Genomic DNA, 15,794 nt, shown 5'->3' on the forward strand with positions numbered 1-15,794 from the left:
CCGAATCTTGCTTCCGGATTAAGATCGGCTTGAATTCTTCAGCAATATCAGATGGTTAATATTACCCAACGCTAACCATAGCGCGGTACTTTTCGCTAACCATGACGGGGCGCCAGGCGATCGCCGCGGTTACGAGAACGAGCGCACCAGTCCGGAGGCGAGCAGATTCCAGCCGTCGATCAGCACGAAGAACAGCATCTTGAACGGCAGGGCCAGGATCGTCGGCGGCATCATCATCATGCCCATCGACATCGTCAGCGTCGCCACGATCATGTCGATGACGAGGAACGGCAGGATGATGAGGAATCCGATCTCGAACGAACGCCTCAGCTCGGAGATCATGAAGGCCGGGATGATGACGCGCAAATCGACACGCTTGTCGTCGAACTTCTTGCGAAAGCTCTCCGCGGCGAGCGACTCGAAGGTCTGCAGATCCTTGTCGCGGACATGGGCCAGCATGAACTCGCGGAACGGATCCGTGATCTTCAGATAGGCCTGCTCTTCCGAGATCTCGTTCTTCATCAACGGCTGGACGCCGGTCTCCCAGGCGCGATCGAAGGTCGGCGCCATCACGTAGAAGGTCATGAACAGCGCGAGGCTGATCAGCACCAGGTTGGCCGGCGTGGTCTGGAGGCCGAGGCCGGCGCGCAGGAACGACAGCGCCACCGCAAATCGCGTGAAGCTCGTCACCATGATGAGCAGCCCCGGCGCCACCGACAGCACCGTGATCAGGGCCATCAGCTGGATGATCCGGCCGCTGGTCGAGCCGTTTCCGGGCGGCAGCAGCGAGTTGAGGTCCGGAATCTGGGCGAGCGCCACTTCGGGCAGCACGACCAGAACCAACGCGAGCAGCAGGATTTTCACTCTCACTGAATCACCAGGGTCTCAATGATCAATTCGCGCACCTTGCCCGACGAGCGGATATTGGCGCGCTCGGTCAGGTCGTCGCGCAGATGCTGAAGCCCGCGCGATCCCTCGAATTGCGTCACCGTCGCCGACCGCAGATAGGTGACGATGTCCTCGCTGATGTGGGCGGCCAGGATGCCGGCATCCTCGTCGCTCATGCTCTCGGTCACCATGGAGGCTTCGATGCGGGCCCAATTGTTGGCCGGCGCGGCGAGATTGGTCACGATCGGCGACAGCTTCCTGAGCCGCGCGCTGCCGGCGTAGCTCGAGGCAAGCGGCGGCGGCGTGGCGGTCTTCTTCGCGTCGGCGACGCGCTCGGCAGCCGCGAACAGATGCAGCCCGGCCAGCGCGCCCGCACCGATCGCGACAAGGGTCAGCGCCACGATGGCCGCAATCAGGCGCATCACGTCCCCTGCCCTCGCGACGCGGCCAGACCGGCGCGGACTTCAGAATGGTGCCACGGCGTCATAGATCCGATGTCCCCATCCAGGCTGCTGCACGTCGGACAGATTTCCGCGACCGCCATAGGACACGCGCGCCTCGGCGATCTTCTCGTAGGAGATCGTGTTGGTGCGCGAGATGTCGCGCGGCCGCACGATGCCGCCGACGTTGAGCACGCGCATCTCCGTGTTGACGCGGAACTCCTGCGAGCCGCTGATCATCATATTGCCGTTCGGCAACACGTCGGTGACGATGGCCGCGATCGAGAGCTTGATGTCCTCGGTGCGATCGATCTGGCCGTTGCCCTTGATCTGGGTGTTGGTGCTGAGGTTGGCGTTGGTCTGGCCCTTGTCCTGCCATCCAGCGACGTCCATCAGCCAGTCGAGCCCGAACTTGACCTGCGAATCGCGCGAGCGGCCGGTCTTGTTGTCGAGCTTGGCCTTGTCCTGCATCGAGATGATCACCGTCACGACGTCGCCGGTGCGCCGGGCGCGGGGATCGCGGTAGAGATCGGTGCCGTCGTCCCAGGTCGAGCGATAGCTGACAGGCGTGCGCATGCGCGGCGTCACCGGGATCGGATCGGCCTGGGTCCTGAGGCCACTGCCGACCGGCGACATCTGCGGGCCGGTCAGGACCTCGGACGGGTCGTGGAAGCATCCGGCCAGGGGCACGGACGCCAGCACGAGCGAGAGGATGAGGATCGGCTTCTTCATCTATCTGGTCTTTCCGTCATCCACGCGACGCATTCCGCCAAGCAAATCGGCAAGGTGCGCCGCGCGTGCCGTATCCATCTCGTTGAAGATCGCGCTCGAGTTCCTCGGGCTGAGCTTGGCGAGCACGGCGGCGGCGGTCTCGTCCGCCATGCCGGCAATCTGGGTCGCCGCAGCTTCGGGCTTCATGCGCGAATAGATCTCGACGACGCTCGCTTCGGCCTTCTTCAGGAAGTCGTCGCGCAGCGCCATCCACTTCTCGTATTCGACGCGCTTGGCCTCGACCTCGGCAATCCGCTCGCGCAGCAGGCTCTCGGCCTTCTCCAGCTCCTTGATCTGCCAGGCCAGCCTCGCATCGACGGCGGGATCGGCGACATTGCTGCAGAACAGGGCGACTTCGTTGTCCGCGGATACCGCGGCCTGCGGCGGCGCAGGTTTCGGCGGCGCCGTGACGCTGCCGGGCTTGGCCGGACGCGCCGGTGCAGCTGCAGGCGGTGGTGGTGCAGGTGCAGCCGCTGGCGCCTCGGAAGCGGGCACCGCGCCGGTGGTTGCAGGGCCCTGGTCCTCGGCCGCCCATGCCGTCGCCCGGATCGACGCATTGTCGCCTGGCATCGCCGTGACCGGCTGCGGCTTCTGCGGGCCGGGCGCGCGGCCGCGTGCGAAGGAGAGCAGGTTGAGCGGCTTCGTCGGCCTGGCCTCGTCCAGGGCCAGCACGGGCGACGCGCCCGCGAGCACTGAGGCCGCGACCAGCAGGAGGAGTTTGGCTTTGTGATCCAGCTTCAGCATCGGGCCGCGTGCGATTCTCGGTCGAGACACGAGCATTGAGCGACCAAGCTTGCACGACGCTTGCGCATCATTGCACGATGACATCGGCCTGGAGCGCACCAGCCGTCTTGATCGCCTGCAGGATCGCGATGATGCCCGACGGCTTCAGGCCGATCTGGTTCAGCCCGCGCACCAGCCGCTGCAGATCGACGCCGCTGAGGATCGCCACCTGCGATCCGGCCTCGTTGGCCTCGACCACGGTCTGCGGGACCACCACGGTCTGTCCTCGCGAGAACGGCGCCGGCTGCGACACCACGGGCATCTCCGTGACACGAACCGTCAGATTGCCGTGCGTTACGGCGACGGTCGATATTCGCACGTCGCGCCCGATCACCACCGTGCCGGTGCGCTCGTTGATCACCACTCGTGCGGGGGTATCAGGCTCGACCGTCAGCTCCCCGATCTCGGCGAGGAAGCGGACAGGGCCGATGTGGCGCGGCTTCGACAGCACGATGGTGCGGTAGTCGCGCTCGAAGGCGATCTGCGCGCGGTAGCGTCCGCCGGCGTAACGGTTGATGGCGTCCAGGATGCGCGTTGCGGTGACGAAATCGGGGTTCTTCAGCTGCAGCATCAGGAACTCCATCTCGTGGAGACTTCCCTGCACCTCGCGCTCGACCAGCGCACCGTTCGGGATGCGTCCGGCCGTCGGCGTACCCTGACTGACGTTCTGCGCCTGGCCCCCGACGCTATAGCCGGCAACCGTGATCGCGCCCTGCGCCACCGCATAGACGGCGCCGTCTGCTGCGCGCAGCGATGTCATGACAAGCGTACCGCCGAGGAGCGACGTCGCATCGCCGAGCGACGACACGGTCACGTCCATGCGCTCGCCAGGCCCGATCGAGGGCGTCAGGTCCGCAGTCACCATCACGGCCGCGACGTTGCGCGTGCGCAGCGTCGTCGGACGCGTCGGATTGTTGGTGCTCGTGGTCTCGTTCCTGACGTTGATGCCCATGTTCTCGAGCATCGATTGCAGGGACTGCTCCGTGAACGGAGCGTTGCGAAGCGTGTCGCCGGTGCCGTTCAGGCCGATGACGAGGCCGTAGCCGACGATCTGGTTCTCGCGCAGACCCTTGATGTCCGCGATGTCCTTGATGCGGACGGCGGCATGGGCGCTGGCGGCCGAAAGCAGCAGGACGAGCGCAAGCAGGATTCTGGTCATGACCCGTCCACGACCTTCACGGTGCCGTCCGGCTGGACGACGCCCCTGATGATCACCCCGGTATCCGTGTTGCGCACCGGGATGAGCGCGCCGGCCGCACCCGATTGCATCGCCGAGCCGTAAGTGACGATGGACAGGCCGCTGTCTTCCACCACGACCTTGACCATGGCGCCGCGGGCGACGGTCCAGGGATCTTCCACCGAGTTGGTCGGAATGGGCTGACCCGGCAGCAGCGCGCGCCGCGCCATGCGGCCGACCAGAACCTGCCGCCCTTCGATGAACATGGCGACGCCGAGCAGGCTCGGCGCGAAGGCGCGCTCGGTGATCATGTCGTCCCGGATCAGCTCGCCGGCGCGGATTGCAACCGCCGGCACCGGAAGCCGCTTCTCCTCGGCCATTGCGAGGCGCACTGAAGCCAGAACCAGCAGCACGGCGGCCAACCCGCGCACGATCAGGCCCACCCTGTTCAACATCGAGACACCGGAACTAGCGCATGCCCTTCGACACTGTCTGGGCCATTTCGTCCGAGGCCTGGATGACCTTGGCATTCATTTCGTAGGCACGCTGCGCCGAGATCAACTCGGTGATTTCCTTGACCGGGTCGACGTTGGAGGCTTCGAGCCATTTCTGGTTGATCTTGCCGTATCCGGAATCGCCGGGCAGGCCGACGACCGGCGTGCCCGAGGCCGTGGTCTCGCGATAGAGATTGCTGCCCAGCGGCTCGAGGCCCGCCTCGTTGGCGAAGTTGGCGAGGTTGAGCTGGCCGATCTGGCGCGGGTTCACCTCGGTGTCCAGCTTGGCGAACACCTGCCCGGTCTGATTGACCGTGACCTCGACCGTGCCCTGCGGCACCGTGATCGCGGGGTCCAGCAGATAGCCGTCGATGGTGACGAGCTGGGCGTTGGCGTTGGTGTTGAAGGAGCCCGCGCGGGTGTATTGCACCTCGTTGTTCGGGCCGAGCACCTGGAACCAGCCGCGGCCGTTGATCGCCATATCGTAGGGATTGCCGGTCTGCGTCAGCGCGCCCTGGATGTGCAGCTTGCGGATCGCCGCCGACTTGACGCCGAGCCCGAGATTGGCGCCCTCCGGAATCGGCGAGGAGCCGTTGACGTTGGCGACGCCCTGCATGCGGTCCATCTGGTAGAACAGATCGGTGAACTCCGCGCGGGCGCGCTTGTACGACGTCGAGTTGATGTTGGCGATATTGTTCGCGATGACTTCGATGTTGGTCTGCTGGGCGTTCATGCCCGTGGCCGCAATGGCGAGCGATTTCACAGCTTCATTCCTTCAGATCAAATCGACATCCGGACGACTTCTTGGTAGGCCTGCACGACCTTGTCGCGAACCGCGACCGCCGTCTGCAGGGCCTGCTCGGCCGACATCAGCGCCTCCACGACCTTCCGGGTCGATTCCTTGCCCTGCATCGCCGAGATCGACGCCGCCTCGCCCGCCTTCAGCGTCCCGATTGCGTCCGTCGTCACCTGCTTCATCACCGATTCGAAGCCGACATCGTCGGTGGACTGAATGGCGGTCGGCGCCGCCGGCGCGATGGCCTGCGTCTCGGTCGCGCGGCTCGCCGCTTGCCCGGCGGAAATCGCGGTGGATGAAATTGCCTCAAGCATTGTCAGCTCCTCAAGAGGTCGATGGTCATGCCCAGCATCGACCGCACCTGTTTCACGACCTGGAGATTGGCTTCATAGGACCGGTTGACTTCTCGCATGTCGGCCATCTCGATCATCATGTTGACGTTCGGGAGCTTGACGTAGCCGGCCTTGTCGGCGGCGGGATGTCCCGGGTCGTACTCCACGCGGTACGGCGTGGTGTCGACCCCGATCTCCTTGACCTTCGCAAGCTGCGCGCCCGAGGCGCGGTCCATGGCGGCATCGAAGGTGATGGTCTTGCGCTGGTAGGGATCGGCGCCGGTGGTGCGCCCCGTCGAGGTCGCGTTCGCGAGGTTCTCGGAGACGATGCGCATACGCGTCGACTGCGCTTCGAGCCCGGAGCTCGCGACCGTCAATGACGCTTGCAGTGAGTCCAGCATCTCAATTCACCTCAGGTCTTCGCGCTCGACAGCAGCATGCGGTGAAACGACCGCACGACTGCCGAGTTCATCGAGTAATCGCGACTGACGTCGCTGCCCTTGATCATTTCCTGCTCGAGACTGACCGAGTTGCCGGAGTGAACCACTTCCCAGCTGTCCTTCTTCGCGGTCGCCCGCGTGTCGGTCTCGGCCGCGGCCAGCTGCATGTGCGACGGCGACGTCGTGGCAAGCCTCACCGGCATGCCGTCGAGTACCTTGTTGAAGGGCTCGACGTCGCGCGCCTTGAATCCGGGCGTGTTGGCGTTGGCGACGTTGGTGGCGATGGTCGACTGGCGGAGCTCGAGGTACCGCGCCTGCGACGATGCGAGTTCGAAGAGATAAAGCGGTCCCACGACAGCCCCGTTCTGGTCCATTCGGGAGAAGCCTAGGGCGTTAAGCTTTCGTCAAGCTGTTGGGCCGGACGTCGTCCTCGGAATTCTACTGGACCTTCTCGGTGCGCGACGCCTGCTTCGACTGGAGGAAGTAGATGATCTCGGCCACGGGGCGGAAGAATTCCGCCGGAATCACCTGATCGACCTGGACCGCCTCGTAGAGTGCGCGCGCCAGCGCCTTGTTCTCGATCACCGGAATCCGGTTCTGCTCGGCGACCTCGCGGATCTTCAGCGCGATCACGTCCATGCCCTTGGCCACCACGAGCGGCGCCGGATTTTCCTCGCGCTGGTAGCGCAGCGCGATCGCGAAATGCGTCGGGTTCGCGATCACCAGCGTCGCGCGCGATGCGGACGCGATCATCCGCTGCCGCGAGCGGTCGCGCGCCAGCGAACGCAGGCGCGCCTTGATCAGCGGATCGCCTTCCGCCTGCTTGTGCTCGTCCTTGATCTCCTGCTTGGTCATGCGCAGCTGGCGCCGCCAGTGGAAGCGCGCCCAGGCGAGATCGATCGCCACCAGGACGATGGTCGCGATGCAGATCGCCGAGACGATCCGCATCGCGATGTTGAGAATCATCTCCGGCAGCGCAACCGGATCGGTGTACATCGCCTCGAACGCCTTCGCCTCCGACGCGCGCAGCACGAAGGCGACCACGGAGGTCACCGCAGCCAGCTTGAACAACGACTTGGCGAACTCGACCAATCCCTGCGTTCCGAACAGCCGGCTCCAGCCGCCGATCGGCGAGATTCGCGACAGGTCGGGCTTGATGCGCTCCAGCACCAGACGCGGCGCGTTTTGCAGCAGCGAGGCGGCGAGCCCGAACGCACCGAGGGTGACGACCAGCGGCACCAGGAAGCGCAGCGCCTCGAGGCCGACCACGGTGAGCAGGTTCTGCGCGTCCGCGCCGGTCGAGAGCGGGAAGCCCTCGGGATCGTCCAGCAGGTTCTTCAACGTCGGCGTCAATTGCTGCACGCCCTGGCCGATCAGGAACGCCTGAATGACCATCAGCGCGGCCATCGAGGCGAAAATAGAGGCCTCCCGAGAGACCGGGATCTTGCCCTGTTCGAGCGCATCACGGACTTTCTTCTCGGTCGGCTCTTCTGTTTTGCTCTCCTGATCGGATGATTCTGCCATGCCCGTTCAGCGGTCAGCGGAAGACCAGCTCATCCTCCTGCTCGGGATTGAGCTCGATTTCGCCCTTCTCCGCGAGGTCGAGCGCGAGATCGGTGATGACGCGCCGCGCCTCCAGCACGTCGCGCTGGTTCGAGGGTTCGCCGATGGCGAGCTCGTGCTCGACGACGCGGCGGACGCGCGACGCGACCGAGGACAGGATCAGTTCGCGGAAGTGCTTGTCGGTGCCCTTCAGCGCGATGACGATGCGATCGGTCGGCACCTGGTCGAAGATCATGGTGCGCGCCTTCGGCGTGAGGTTGGTCACGTCGTCGAAGGTGAACAGCAGCTCCTTCAGGACCTCGGCCGACTTCGGCCGCTTCTCCGACAGGCTCTTGAGCATGTCCTCGATATGGCCACGCTCCATCTTGTTGATGATGTCGGCGACACGGGCGTAGGTATCAGCGCCGAGATTGCGGGCGAAATTGAGCGTCAGGTCTTCGTGCAGCGTCTTCTCGAGAACCTTCATCGCGTCGTCGACGATCGGCTTGAGGCTGAGCACGCGCCGCATCAACTCGTTGCGCAGGCTCGAGGGCAGCTGGCTCATCACCTTGGCGGCGCAAGACGGCTTGACCTTGGACAGGATCAGCGCCGCGGTCTGCGGATGCTCCTTGGAGAGGTAGGTCGCCAGCGAGTTTTCCGACACCGACGAGACGCGGTCCCACACCGACCGGCTCGAATTGCCGAGCAGGTCCGTCATGATCGCCGAGACCTGGTCGGCCGGAAGCACGTCGCCGAGCACGGCTTCCAGGCCACCGATGGTGCCGAGAATGTTGGCGCCCATCGAGAACTGCTGGGCGAACTCCTCGACGATCCCCTCGAGCTCCTGCGCCGTGATCGGCCGCAGCTCGGCTGCGGCCTTGGTGACGACGCGGATTTCCTGCGGCTCGAACTGCGAGAGCACGCTCGCGGCCGCCTGCCGGCCCATGGCCAGCAGAAGCGCCGCGACCTTTTCCGTACCGCCCAGCGTGGCAACGCCTCGCTGCTTGACGGGAGCGATGCCGACCTGTGCCGCCATGGTCAGCTGTCACCCTGCCCCAGCGGCCCGACGATCTCCGTCAGCGAGACACCGAAGCGGGAATTGTCCTCTTCGACGACGACCACCTCGCCGCGGGCGACGATGCGGCCGTTGACGACGACGTCGACGGGCTCGCCGACCCGGTGATCGAGCGGAACCACCGCGCCCCGCCCGAGCTTCATCAGGTTCGCCACCGGGATGGTCGCCGATCCCAGCACCACCTGCATGGTGACGGGAATGCGCAGGATGGCATCGACATTGGCGAACTTGCCGCTCTCCTCCGCGGTGCGCGCGGCGATCTCCGCCAGCCGCTCCAGCGGAGTCGTGTCGGTATGCCCCTCATCGGCGGCAGGTGCTCGCGGGGCAGAGTCATAGTCGAAGGATTGCGCCATCTGGTATCGCCTCTTGGTATTTCCGCTCCCGGAGCGCCTTGGCGTTCCGCTCGTGTTGGTTCTGCCGGCTTCGGCTTCAGTGCTTGTTCACTTCGGCGCCGCCTGCGGTCGCGGCCGGCGCGAGCCCGCTCCTCGCATCGAGCGCCGCGATCGCCTCATGGGCCTGGTCGATCTTGGTGCTCAGCACGTTGGCGAGGCGCCCGAGATTGGCGGTGGAATCATGCGCCGCGGTGATCACGGTGTCGAAGGCGCCCGCGGTCTCGTGGACGATGGTGGAGAATTCGCCCTGGTAGCTGCGCAACCGCGCCAGCTCGCGGTGCATCCGGGTCACCCGCATGCTGGTGAAGGCGAGCGCGATCAGCAGCACGGCATCAACGAGATAGGATATCATCGACGAACTCCCGTTTCTGATCGACGGGATCGGCCACCTGCATGGCGTAATAGCCATCGAGCTGGCCGATCTGACACCAGAACAGCACCTGGTTGTTGCTCTCGAGGCGGGCCAGCGTGCGCGGCGTCGCCTCCAGCTCGAGCACCTGTCCCACCTTGAATTTCACAACGTCCTCGAGCGAGATCATCTTCTCGTCGAGCACCGCGCTCAGCGTCACTTGGGTACGGTGAACCTCGCTCTCCATCTGCTCGCGCCAGCGCGGATCGGTCGCGCGGCCGTCGCTGACGACGACGTGAGCGAGCTTCTGCCGCAGCGGGTTGAGCGCGGAGTGCGGAATGATCAGGAACATCTGGCCGCCGCGGTAGAGCGCCTGCACCATCATGTTCGCGCAGATCGACATGTTGCTGGCGCGCCCGATCGCCAGCGACGCCATCGCCGTCTCGACCCGCTCGACGCGGAAGGTGACGTTCGACGTGCCGGCGAAAGCGCTCTGCAGCGCCTTGGCGAACCGCTCGAACAGCGCCTGGACCAGGCGGATCTCGATGTTCGAGAAAGTACGCTCGACATCGAGCGGCGGTTCTGCGCCGTCGGATCCGAACATCGCCTCGACCATGGTGAACACGAAGTCGCGGTCCAGCATGATGATGACGCGCGAGTCCCACTGCTCGGCATAGAGCACGGCCGCGACCGCGTTGCCCTCGTAGTCCTTGATGATGTCGCCGAGAGGATCGTTGGTGATGCCGTTGACCGAGAAATAGCACGGCGTTCCTGCCATCGGCTGCAGGCTGTCGGTGCATGATGCCGCCATGCGATCGAAGATCACATTGAGCATCGGCATGCGTTCGATCGATATGCCGGCCGCGTCCAGCAGGTAGTTCGGCAGCTGCTTCTTGTGATCGACCCCGACGTCTTCCATCATCATGCGCGGGCAGCCTTGGGTTCGGGCTCGGTGACGACGGCCTTGGGACCTGCGATCGTCTCGTTCTCGACGACGTCGATCGACGGCCGCTCGCTGCTCGCGATCATCTTGCGGCCGTGCTCGACGGCGATCTGCGGCATGGCGCCGTTCATGAACGCCAGCAGCGTCTGCTTGACGATGATGTAGGGCCGGCACTTCTTCTCGCGCGTCATCTTGATCTTGATCGCGAAGGGCGAAAGGACGCCGTAGGACAGGAAGATGCCGGCGAAGGTGCCGACCAGCGCCGCGCCGATGAAGCCGCCGAGCAGCTTCGGGGACTGGTCGAGCGCGCCCATCGCCTTGATGACGCCGAGCACGGCGGCGACGATGCCAAGCGCCGGCAGCGCCTCGGACACCGTCACCAGCGCATGATAGGGCGCCAGCTTGCCCTTCACGATGGTGTGGATCTCCTCGTCCATCAGCGCCTCGATCTCGTGGGTGCGCGCGTTGCCCATGATGATGAGGCGGACGTAGTCGCAGATGAACTGGAGCAGCGAGGGATCTCCGAGCACGCTCGGAAATGCCTTGAAGATCTCGGAGGACGCGGGATCGTCGATATGCGCCTCGACCTCGTTGCGGCCCTTGCCGCGCAGCTCGCGCATCAGGGCGTGGAGTGCCCCGAGCAGATCAAGGTAGTAGCGCTGGCCGGGCACCGCGCCGGTGATGGCCTGCATGCAGGCAACCCCGGTATCGACGACCGTCTTCCACGGATTGGCGACGATGAAGGTGCCGACCGCGGTTCCCATGATGATCACGAATTCCCACGGCTGCATCAGCACGCCCAGGTGCCCGCCCATGGCGGCAAATCCACCGAGCAGCGCCGCTACCGTGATGAAAACCCCCACGAAACTGCCCAACGCGCCGCTCCATCGCCGATCCCATCGGGAATATCTAGTCGGCGAGCCTTGCGCGAGGCTGGCTTCCCGCGTCGCCAGCCCCGCGCAAGCAATCGGCGGCAGCTTGGGGCGGCGTCGCAACGGCGGCCAGAGGGGCGCGTGTCATGCTATCCACCATCGCGGACTACACCAGACTGACCCAGGACATGGGCAAGTCGCTGACGCAGGTCGCGACACAGCCGGATGTCAGCCGCGAGACCGACTATTTCCTGAGCCACATCGGCAACGTGAAGACGATCGACGGCTTCCTGAAGGACTATCGCCTCTACTCCTACGCGATGAAGGCCTTTGGCCTCAGCGACATGACCTATGCCAAGGCGTTCATGCGCAAGGTGCTGACCGAGGGGGTCGGGAACAAGAACACCTTCGCCAACAAGCTGACCGACACGCGCTACCGGGAATTCGCCACCGCCTTCAATTTCGCCGCCCTCGGCAGCAACGCGACGAAGACCGCCCAGGCCACGACCGGAACGGCGACCCATTATGTCACGCAGACGATGGAGCAGAAGGCCGGCGACCAGAACGAAGGTCTGCGGCTGGCGCTCTATTTCACCCGCAAGGCCTCCACGATCACGACCGCATACCAGGTCCTCGCGGACAAGGCGCTGACGCAGGTGGTTCAGACCGCGCTCGGCCTGCCCTCGACGATCAGCGCGGCCGACATCGACGCCCAGGCCAAGCTGATCGCGAGCAAGGTCAACCTCACCGATTTCCAGGACCCGGCCAAGGTCACCAAATTCGTGCAGCGCTTCGCGGCGATGTGGGATGCGACCCAGGCCCAGAGCGACAACTCGACCAATCCCGCGCTGGTCCTGATCGGCGGCGCCAGCTCGGCCAGCATGGATATCGACATGCTCTCGAAACTTCAGTCCATCCGGTTCGGAAAGTAGATCATGCAATCGGCCCTCTATGTGGGATTGTCGGCCCAGGTCGCCCTCGAAAAGCGCCTCCAGACGATCGCCAACAACGTCGCCAACGTCAACACGGCGGCATTCCGCACCGACGTGGTGAAGTTCGAGACCGTGCTGTCCAAGGCCGGCGCGAACCCGGTCGCCTTCTCCTCGCCCGGCGACAACATCATCTCGCGCGAGCAAGGCAACATCACCGAGAGCGGCAACCCGCTCGACGTCGCCGTGGTCGGCCAGGGCTGGATCGCCTTCGCAGGTCCGAACGGCACGGTCTATACCCGCGACGGCCGGCTCCAGATCGGCGCCAACGGCGATCTTCAGACTGTGAGCGGCTTTCCCGTCGTCGATTCCGGCGGCGCGCAGATCACGCTGGACCCGAACGGCGGACCGATCTCGATCTCGCGCAGCGGCGCGATCACCCAGGACAAGAACGAGATCGGCACCATCGGCCTGTTCAACATCCCCGCTGATGCCAATCTCGAGCGCTACGGCAATTCCGGCGTGACGCCGGACCGGCCAGCGAGCGCCATCGCCGATTTCTCCCGCGACGGCTTCAAGCAAGGCTATGTCGAGGGCTCCGGCGCCAACCCGATGATGGAATTGACCAAGCTGATCGCGGCCTCGCGCGCCTTCGACGGCACCAATTCGATGATCGAGGGCACCGAGAGCTCGCTGCAGAACGCCATCCGGACGCTGGGCGAACCCGGCAAGTAGACCGCGCCCCGTGCGCATTGAGATTGAGGTTGGACGGTTTCCTTGAACGCTCTTCGGCAACTCGAGTGGGCGCTGCTGGAGCTCCAGCAGAGCACTCCCCTGGCAAGCGTCAGCGGCGCGATCTCCGAGATCGCACCGACGCATTTCCGTGTCTCCGGCCTGTCGCGCTTCGTCAGGCTCGGCGAGCTCATCGGCGTCAATTCGGGCGGCAAGCCGCAGATCGGCGAGGTGGTGCGAATCGACAGCGAGGGCATCATCGCCAAGCCGTTCGACCGTCAGTTCGCCGGCGGCCTCGGCTCGGTCGCCTATCGGATGCCGCCCTTGTCCTTTGCGCCCGATCCGAGCTGGAAGGGTCGCGTCATCAACGCCCTCGGCGCGCCGCTGGACGGATTGGGACCCCTCACGCCGGGCCCCCAGGCGGTCTCGGCGGAGGCTGAGGCGCCCTCGGCCATGAAGCGCGCACGCGTCCACAAGCCGCTGCGCACCGGCGTGCGCGTCATCGATCTGTTCGCGCCGATCTGCGCCGGCCAGCGCGTCGGCATCTTTGCCGGCTCCGGCGTCGGCAAATCGACGCTGCTCGCGATGCTCGCCCGCAGCCAGGGTTTCGACACCGTCGTGCTGGCCCTGGTCGGCGAGCGCGGCCGCGAGGTGCGCGAGTTCATCGAGGACGTGCTGGGCAACGATCGTCAGCGCGCCGTCACCATCGTGTCGACCGGCGACGAAAGCCCGATGATGCGGCGGCTGGCGCCGAAGACGGCCATGGCGGTCGCGGAATATTTCCGCGACCGGGGCGAATCGGTCCTGCTCATGGTCGATTCGATCACCCGTTTCGCCCATGCCGCCCGCGAGGTCGCGCTCGCCGCCGGCGAGCCGGCGGTCGCGCGCGGCTACGCGCCGACGGTCTTCACCGATCTGCCGCGCCTGCTGGAGCGCGCCGGACCCGGCGAGGACGGCTCCGGCACCATCACCGGGATCTTCTCGGTGCTGGTCGACGGCGATGACCACAACGAGCCGATCGCCGATACCATCCGCAGCACGCTCGATGGGCACATCGTGCTCTCCAGGCACATCGCCGACCAGGCGCGCTATCCGGCTGTCGACGTGCTGGCCTCGGTCTCCCGCCTCGCCCATAACGTCTGGGATCCCGAAGAGCGCGAATTGGTCAGCAAGCTGCGTGCCTTGATCGCCAAATACGAGGACACGCGCGACCTTCGCCTGATGGGCGGCTATCAGTCCGGACGTGATTCGGGCCTCGACCAGGCGGTCGACATGGTTCCGAGAATCTACGGCGCGATGCGGCAAGACGCTTCGGCGCCCCCGAGTGCCGATCCGTTCCGCGAGCTGCGGGACATGCTCAAGGGCGAATAGCCGGCGAAAAAGGGCATGCCGCCGCGCCGCCGGCGTATGCACCGCACGGCCGTCGCCGGTTTTCCGTCCCGAGCGCCGCTACCACTCGGGTGAGAGCGACCGCACCGGCGATTCTGCGAGCACGACGACCAACAACCGACACGTGTAATTCCTCCGAGTTCCCCTGGCGATTCTCCGGCTCCACGCACAAGTTGTGGATGACGTGCCGAACTCATCGTCGTCATGCACAAGCTTCGGTCAATTGCGTCAATCACGGACAGCGGGACGCCGTGCAATCATGGCGTCGCAGAGTTGAGTGCATGTTGCTTGCCGGACAGCGTATTGCGTTCACTATCATGTGTCCCGACGAGCGAGATTGTCTTGAACGTTACATTCGCCTGCAACGACATCTGGGCTCCGCGAGCGTCTCTACTTGATTTTGTTGAGAAGCTCATTCATCGTTTCGACGGAATATAAGAAACGTCTGCGTGTGACTTGAACTCAGGGGCTTCGGTTGAATTATTCCGATCCATCGTCTAATGGCGACGGCAACTCGGGCTCCCGTGCGACGACGCTGTTGGGATGCCAACGACGCAGTTCGTCACTTCGAAGCACGCGACGCGCATCGGTCCGGGTCGGGCGCACTGCAATTCGTTCCTTCGAACGAGAGCTCGACACGACGCGTTCGCCGGACAGCTGCAACCGTTCGATGTCTTTCGAAGGTTTCGCGGGCCAGGGTGCAGAGCGGCTTCGGGGCGCCGCAGACGAAATTCCGGGGACGAGGTAGATTCATGCCGTTGGCACGGGAAGCCGTCGAGCTGCTGGTTCAAGCGGCGAGGGCTTGGTATTTCGAAGGCAATCAGCATGGATTGCGTGATCGCGAATGGATGGCGCTGCGCTTTCTCGGCCGCGCCAACAGGTTCTCGCGCACGCCGTCCGCGCTCGCCGGCTTCATCGGCGCGACCAGAGCAACTGCGTCGCAGATCGTGAAGACGCTGGAGAGCAAATCCTTCCTGGTGCGCAAGCCCTCGCAAGAGGACAAGCGCTCCGTCGTCCTGCACGTCACCGCCCAGGGCGAGAAATGCCTGAACCAGCACGACCCGATCAATCACGTGGTCAATGCCGTCACCTCGCTTGGCAACGACGAATGCGTCAGGCTGCGCGACTCGCTCCGCGAGGTCCTCAATCACCTCGACGCGGCCCATCAGCGGCTCGATGCCAGCGTCTGCCGGGACTGCATGTTTCTCGCCGAACGCGGCCCGGGCATCGGCAAGGGACGCGCGAGCGCCGACTTCATGTGCCGGTTGTATCGCGCTCCGATCTCGCTCGAGGAGACCGAATTGCTGTGCACCAGTTTCGAGCGCACTCGCGACCGCCCCAAGATCGAGGAGCATCTCGATCGCGCGCGGGTGGCGAGCCAGGGCTGAGGCGCACGCAATTTCCGCGCGAGTGGTTGCGGCAGAGCCTGCAGATGGCTTCGTAGCCGCGC

General features: G+C 65.0%; 20 protein-coding genes. 4 read left to right on the forward strand and 16 right to left on the reverse strand.

Translation table 11 applies throughout. From position 1 onward, the window contains the following. Window positions 1-129: 129 nt before the first annotated feature. From fliP to motA, 16 genes are all read right to left on the reverse strand, one after another. Window positions 130-870 (reverse strand): flagellar type III secretion system pore protein FliP, encoded by a 741-nt coding sequence (gene fliP / locus AABA84_RS27610; protein ID WP_018318447.1) that lies wholly within the window; start codon window positions 868-870, stop codon window positions 130-132. After that, a complete protein-coding gene (locus AABA84_RS27615) occupies window positions 867-1,310 on the reverse strand; it encodes a flagellar basal body-associated FliL family protein (RefSeq protein WP_212248905.1) in 444 nt (147 codons plus the stop codon). Before AABA84_RS27615 ends, fliP begins: the two co-directional genes overlap by 4 nt. 42 nt (window positions 1,311-1,352) lie before the next feature. Then, on the reverse strand, window positions 1,353-2,060 hold the full coding sequence (gene flgH, locus AABA84_RS27620; RefSeq protein ID WP_212248904.1) for a flagellar basal body L-ring protein FlgH: 708 nt from the start codon (window positions 2,058-2,060) through the stop codon (window positions 1,353-1,355). Further along, window positions 2,061-2,843 carry a MotE family protein gene (locus AABA84_RS27625; protein WP_212248903.1) on the reverse strand — a complete coding sequence of 261 codons (783 nt, stop codon included), beginning with the start codon at window positions 2,841-2,843 and terminating at the stop codon, window positions 2,061-2,063. It abuts the gene before it with no gap. 67 nt (window positions 2,844-2,910) lie between these two features. Beyond that, on the reverse strand, window positions 2,911-4,041 hold the full coding sequence (gene flgI, locus AABA84_RS27630; protein ID WP_338305438.1) for a flagellar basal body P-ring protein FlgI: 1,131 nt from the start codon (window positions 4,039-4,041) through the stop codon (window positions 2,911-2,913). Continuing rightward, window positions 4,038-4,514 carry a flagellar basal body P-ring formation chaperone FlgA gene (gene flgA / locus AABA84_RS27635; RefSeq protein ID WP_212248901.1) on the reverse strand — a complete coding sequence of 159 codons (477 nt, stop codon included), beginning with the start codon at window positions 4,512-4,514 and terminating at the stop codon, window positions 4,038-4,040. The genes flgI and flgA overlap by 4 nt, the downstream gene beginning before the upstream one ends. A gap of 13 nt (window positions 4,515-4,527) precedes the next feature. Continuing rightward, window positions 4,528-5,316: a flagellar basal-body rod protein FlgG gene (gene flgG / locus AABA84_RS27640; RefSeq protein ID WP_338305439.1), complete on the reverse strand. Its 789-nt coding sequence runs from the start codon at window positions 5,314-5,316 to the stop codon at window positions 4,528-4,530. A 17-nt stretch (window positions 5,317-5,333) separates the two neighbouring features. Beyond that, window positions 5,334-5,663: a flagellar hook-basal body complex protein FliE gene (locus AABA84_RS27645; RefSeq protein ID WP_014492660.1), complete on the reverse strand. Its 330-nt coding sequence runs from the start codon at window positions 5,661-5,663 to the stop codon at window positions 5,334-5,336. 2 nt (window positions 5,664-5,665) lie between these two features. Next, the gene (gene flgC, locus AABA84_RS27650; protein WP_212248899.1) at window positions 5,666-6,082 is read right to left on the reverse strand and encodes a flagellar basal body rod protein FlgC; all 417 of its coding nucleotides are present in this window, start codon (window positions 6,080-6,082) and stop codon (window positions 5,666-5,668) included. An 11-nt stretch (window positions 6,083-6,093) separates the two neighbouring features. Further along, a complete protein-coding gene (gene flgB / locus AABA84_RS27655) occupies window positions 6,094-6,495 on the reverse strand; it encodes a flagellar basal body rod protein FlgB (protein WP_212248898.1) in 402 nt (133 codons plus the stop codon). Window positions 6,496-6,559: 64 nt separating this feature from the next. Then, on the reverse strand, window positions 6,560-7,645 hold the full coding sequence (flhB, locus tag AABA84_RS27660; protein ID WP_212248897.1) for a flagellar biosynthesis protein FlhB: 1,086 nt from the start codon (window positions 7,643-7,645) through the stop codon (window positions 6,560-6,562). Window positions 7,646-7,658: 13 nt separating this feature from the next. Continuing rightward, window positions 7,659-8,699 (reverse strand): flagellar motor switch protein FliG, encoded by a 1,041-nt coding sequence (locus AABA84_RS27665; RefSeq protein WP_097660213.1) that lies wholly within the window; start codon window positions 8,697-8,699, stop codon window positions 7,659-7,661. Between the two features lie 2 nt (window positions 8,700-8,701). Then, window positions 8,702-9,091: a flagellar motor switch protein FliN gene (gene fliN / locus AABA84_RS27670; protein ID WP_212248896.1), complete on the reverse strand. Its 390-nt coding sequence runs from the start codon at window positions 9,089-9,091 to the stop codon at window positions 8,702-8,704. 76 nt (window positions 9,092-9,167) lie between these two features. Continuing rightward, window positions 9,168-9,482 (reverse strand): hypothetical protein, encoded by a 315-nt coding sequence (locus AABA84_RS27675; protein ID WP_338305441.1) that lies wholly within the window; start codon window positions 9,480-9,482, stop codon window positions 9,168-9,170. Continuing rightward, window positions 9,463-10,404 (reverse strand): flagellar motor switch protein FliM, encoded by a 942-nt coding sequence (locus tag AABA84_RS27680; RefSeq protein WP_338313739.1) that lies wholly within the window; start codon window positions 10,402-10,404, stop codon window positions 9,463-9,465. The genes AABA84_RS27675 and AABA84_RS27680 overlap by 20 nt, the downstream gene beginning before the upstream one ends. After that, on the reverse strand, window positions 10,401-11,297 hold the full coding sequence (gene motA / locus AABA84_RS27685) for a flagellar motor stator protein MotA (protein ID WP_212248893.1): 897 nt from the start codon (window positions 11,295-11,297) through the stop codon (window positions 10,401-10,403). Before motA ends, AABA84_RS27680 begins: the two co-directional genes overlap by 4 nt. Before the next feature lie 143 nt (window positions 11,298-11,440). Here motA and AABA84_RS27690 point away from each other — a divergent pair, with 143 nt between their 5' ends. The 4 genes from AABA84_RS27690 to AABA84_RS27705 all read left to right on the forward strand — a co-directional run bounded on the left by AABA84_RS27690 (window position 11,441) and on the right by AABA84_RS27705 (window position 15,732). Then, window positions 11,441-12,226 (forward strand): DUF1217 domain-containing protein, encoded by a 786-nt coding sequence (locus AABA84_RS27690; RefSeq protein ID WP_338313740.1) that lies wholly within the window; start codon window positions 11,441-11,443, stop codon window positions 12,224-12,226. Between the two features lie 3 nt (window positions 12,227-12,229). Beyond that, a complete protein-coding gene (gene flgF / locus AABA84_RS27695) occupies window positions 12,230-12,958 on the forward strand; it encodes a flagellar basal-body rod protein FlgF (protein ID WP_212248891.1) in 729 nt (242 codons plus the stop codon). A gap of 42 nt (window positions 12,959-13,000) precedes the next feature. Further along, the gene (fliI, locus tag AABA84_RS27700; RefSeq protein WP_212248890.1) at window positions 13,001-14,326 is read left to right on the forward strand and encodes a flagellar protein export ATPase FliI; all 1,326 of its coding nucleotides are present in this window, start codon (window positions 13,001-13,003) and stop codon (window positions 14,324-14,326) included. 770 nt (window positions 14,327-15,096) lie between these two features. Continuing rightward, on the forward strand, window positions 15,097-15,732 hold the full coding sequence (locus tag AABA84_RS27705) for a MarR family winged helix-turn-helix transcriptional regulator (RefSeq protein ID WP_212248889.1): 636 nt from the start codon (window positions 15,097-15,099) through the stop codon (window positions 15,730-15,732). The last annotated feature ends 62 nt before the right edge of the window (window positions 15,733-15,794 follow it).

Source organism: Bradyrhizobium sp. TM239 (assembly GCF_036247985.1).
GTDB lineage: Bacteria > Pseudomonadota > Alphaproteobacteria > Rhizobiales > Xanthobacteraceae > Bradyrhizobium > Bradyrhizobium ottawaense.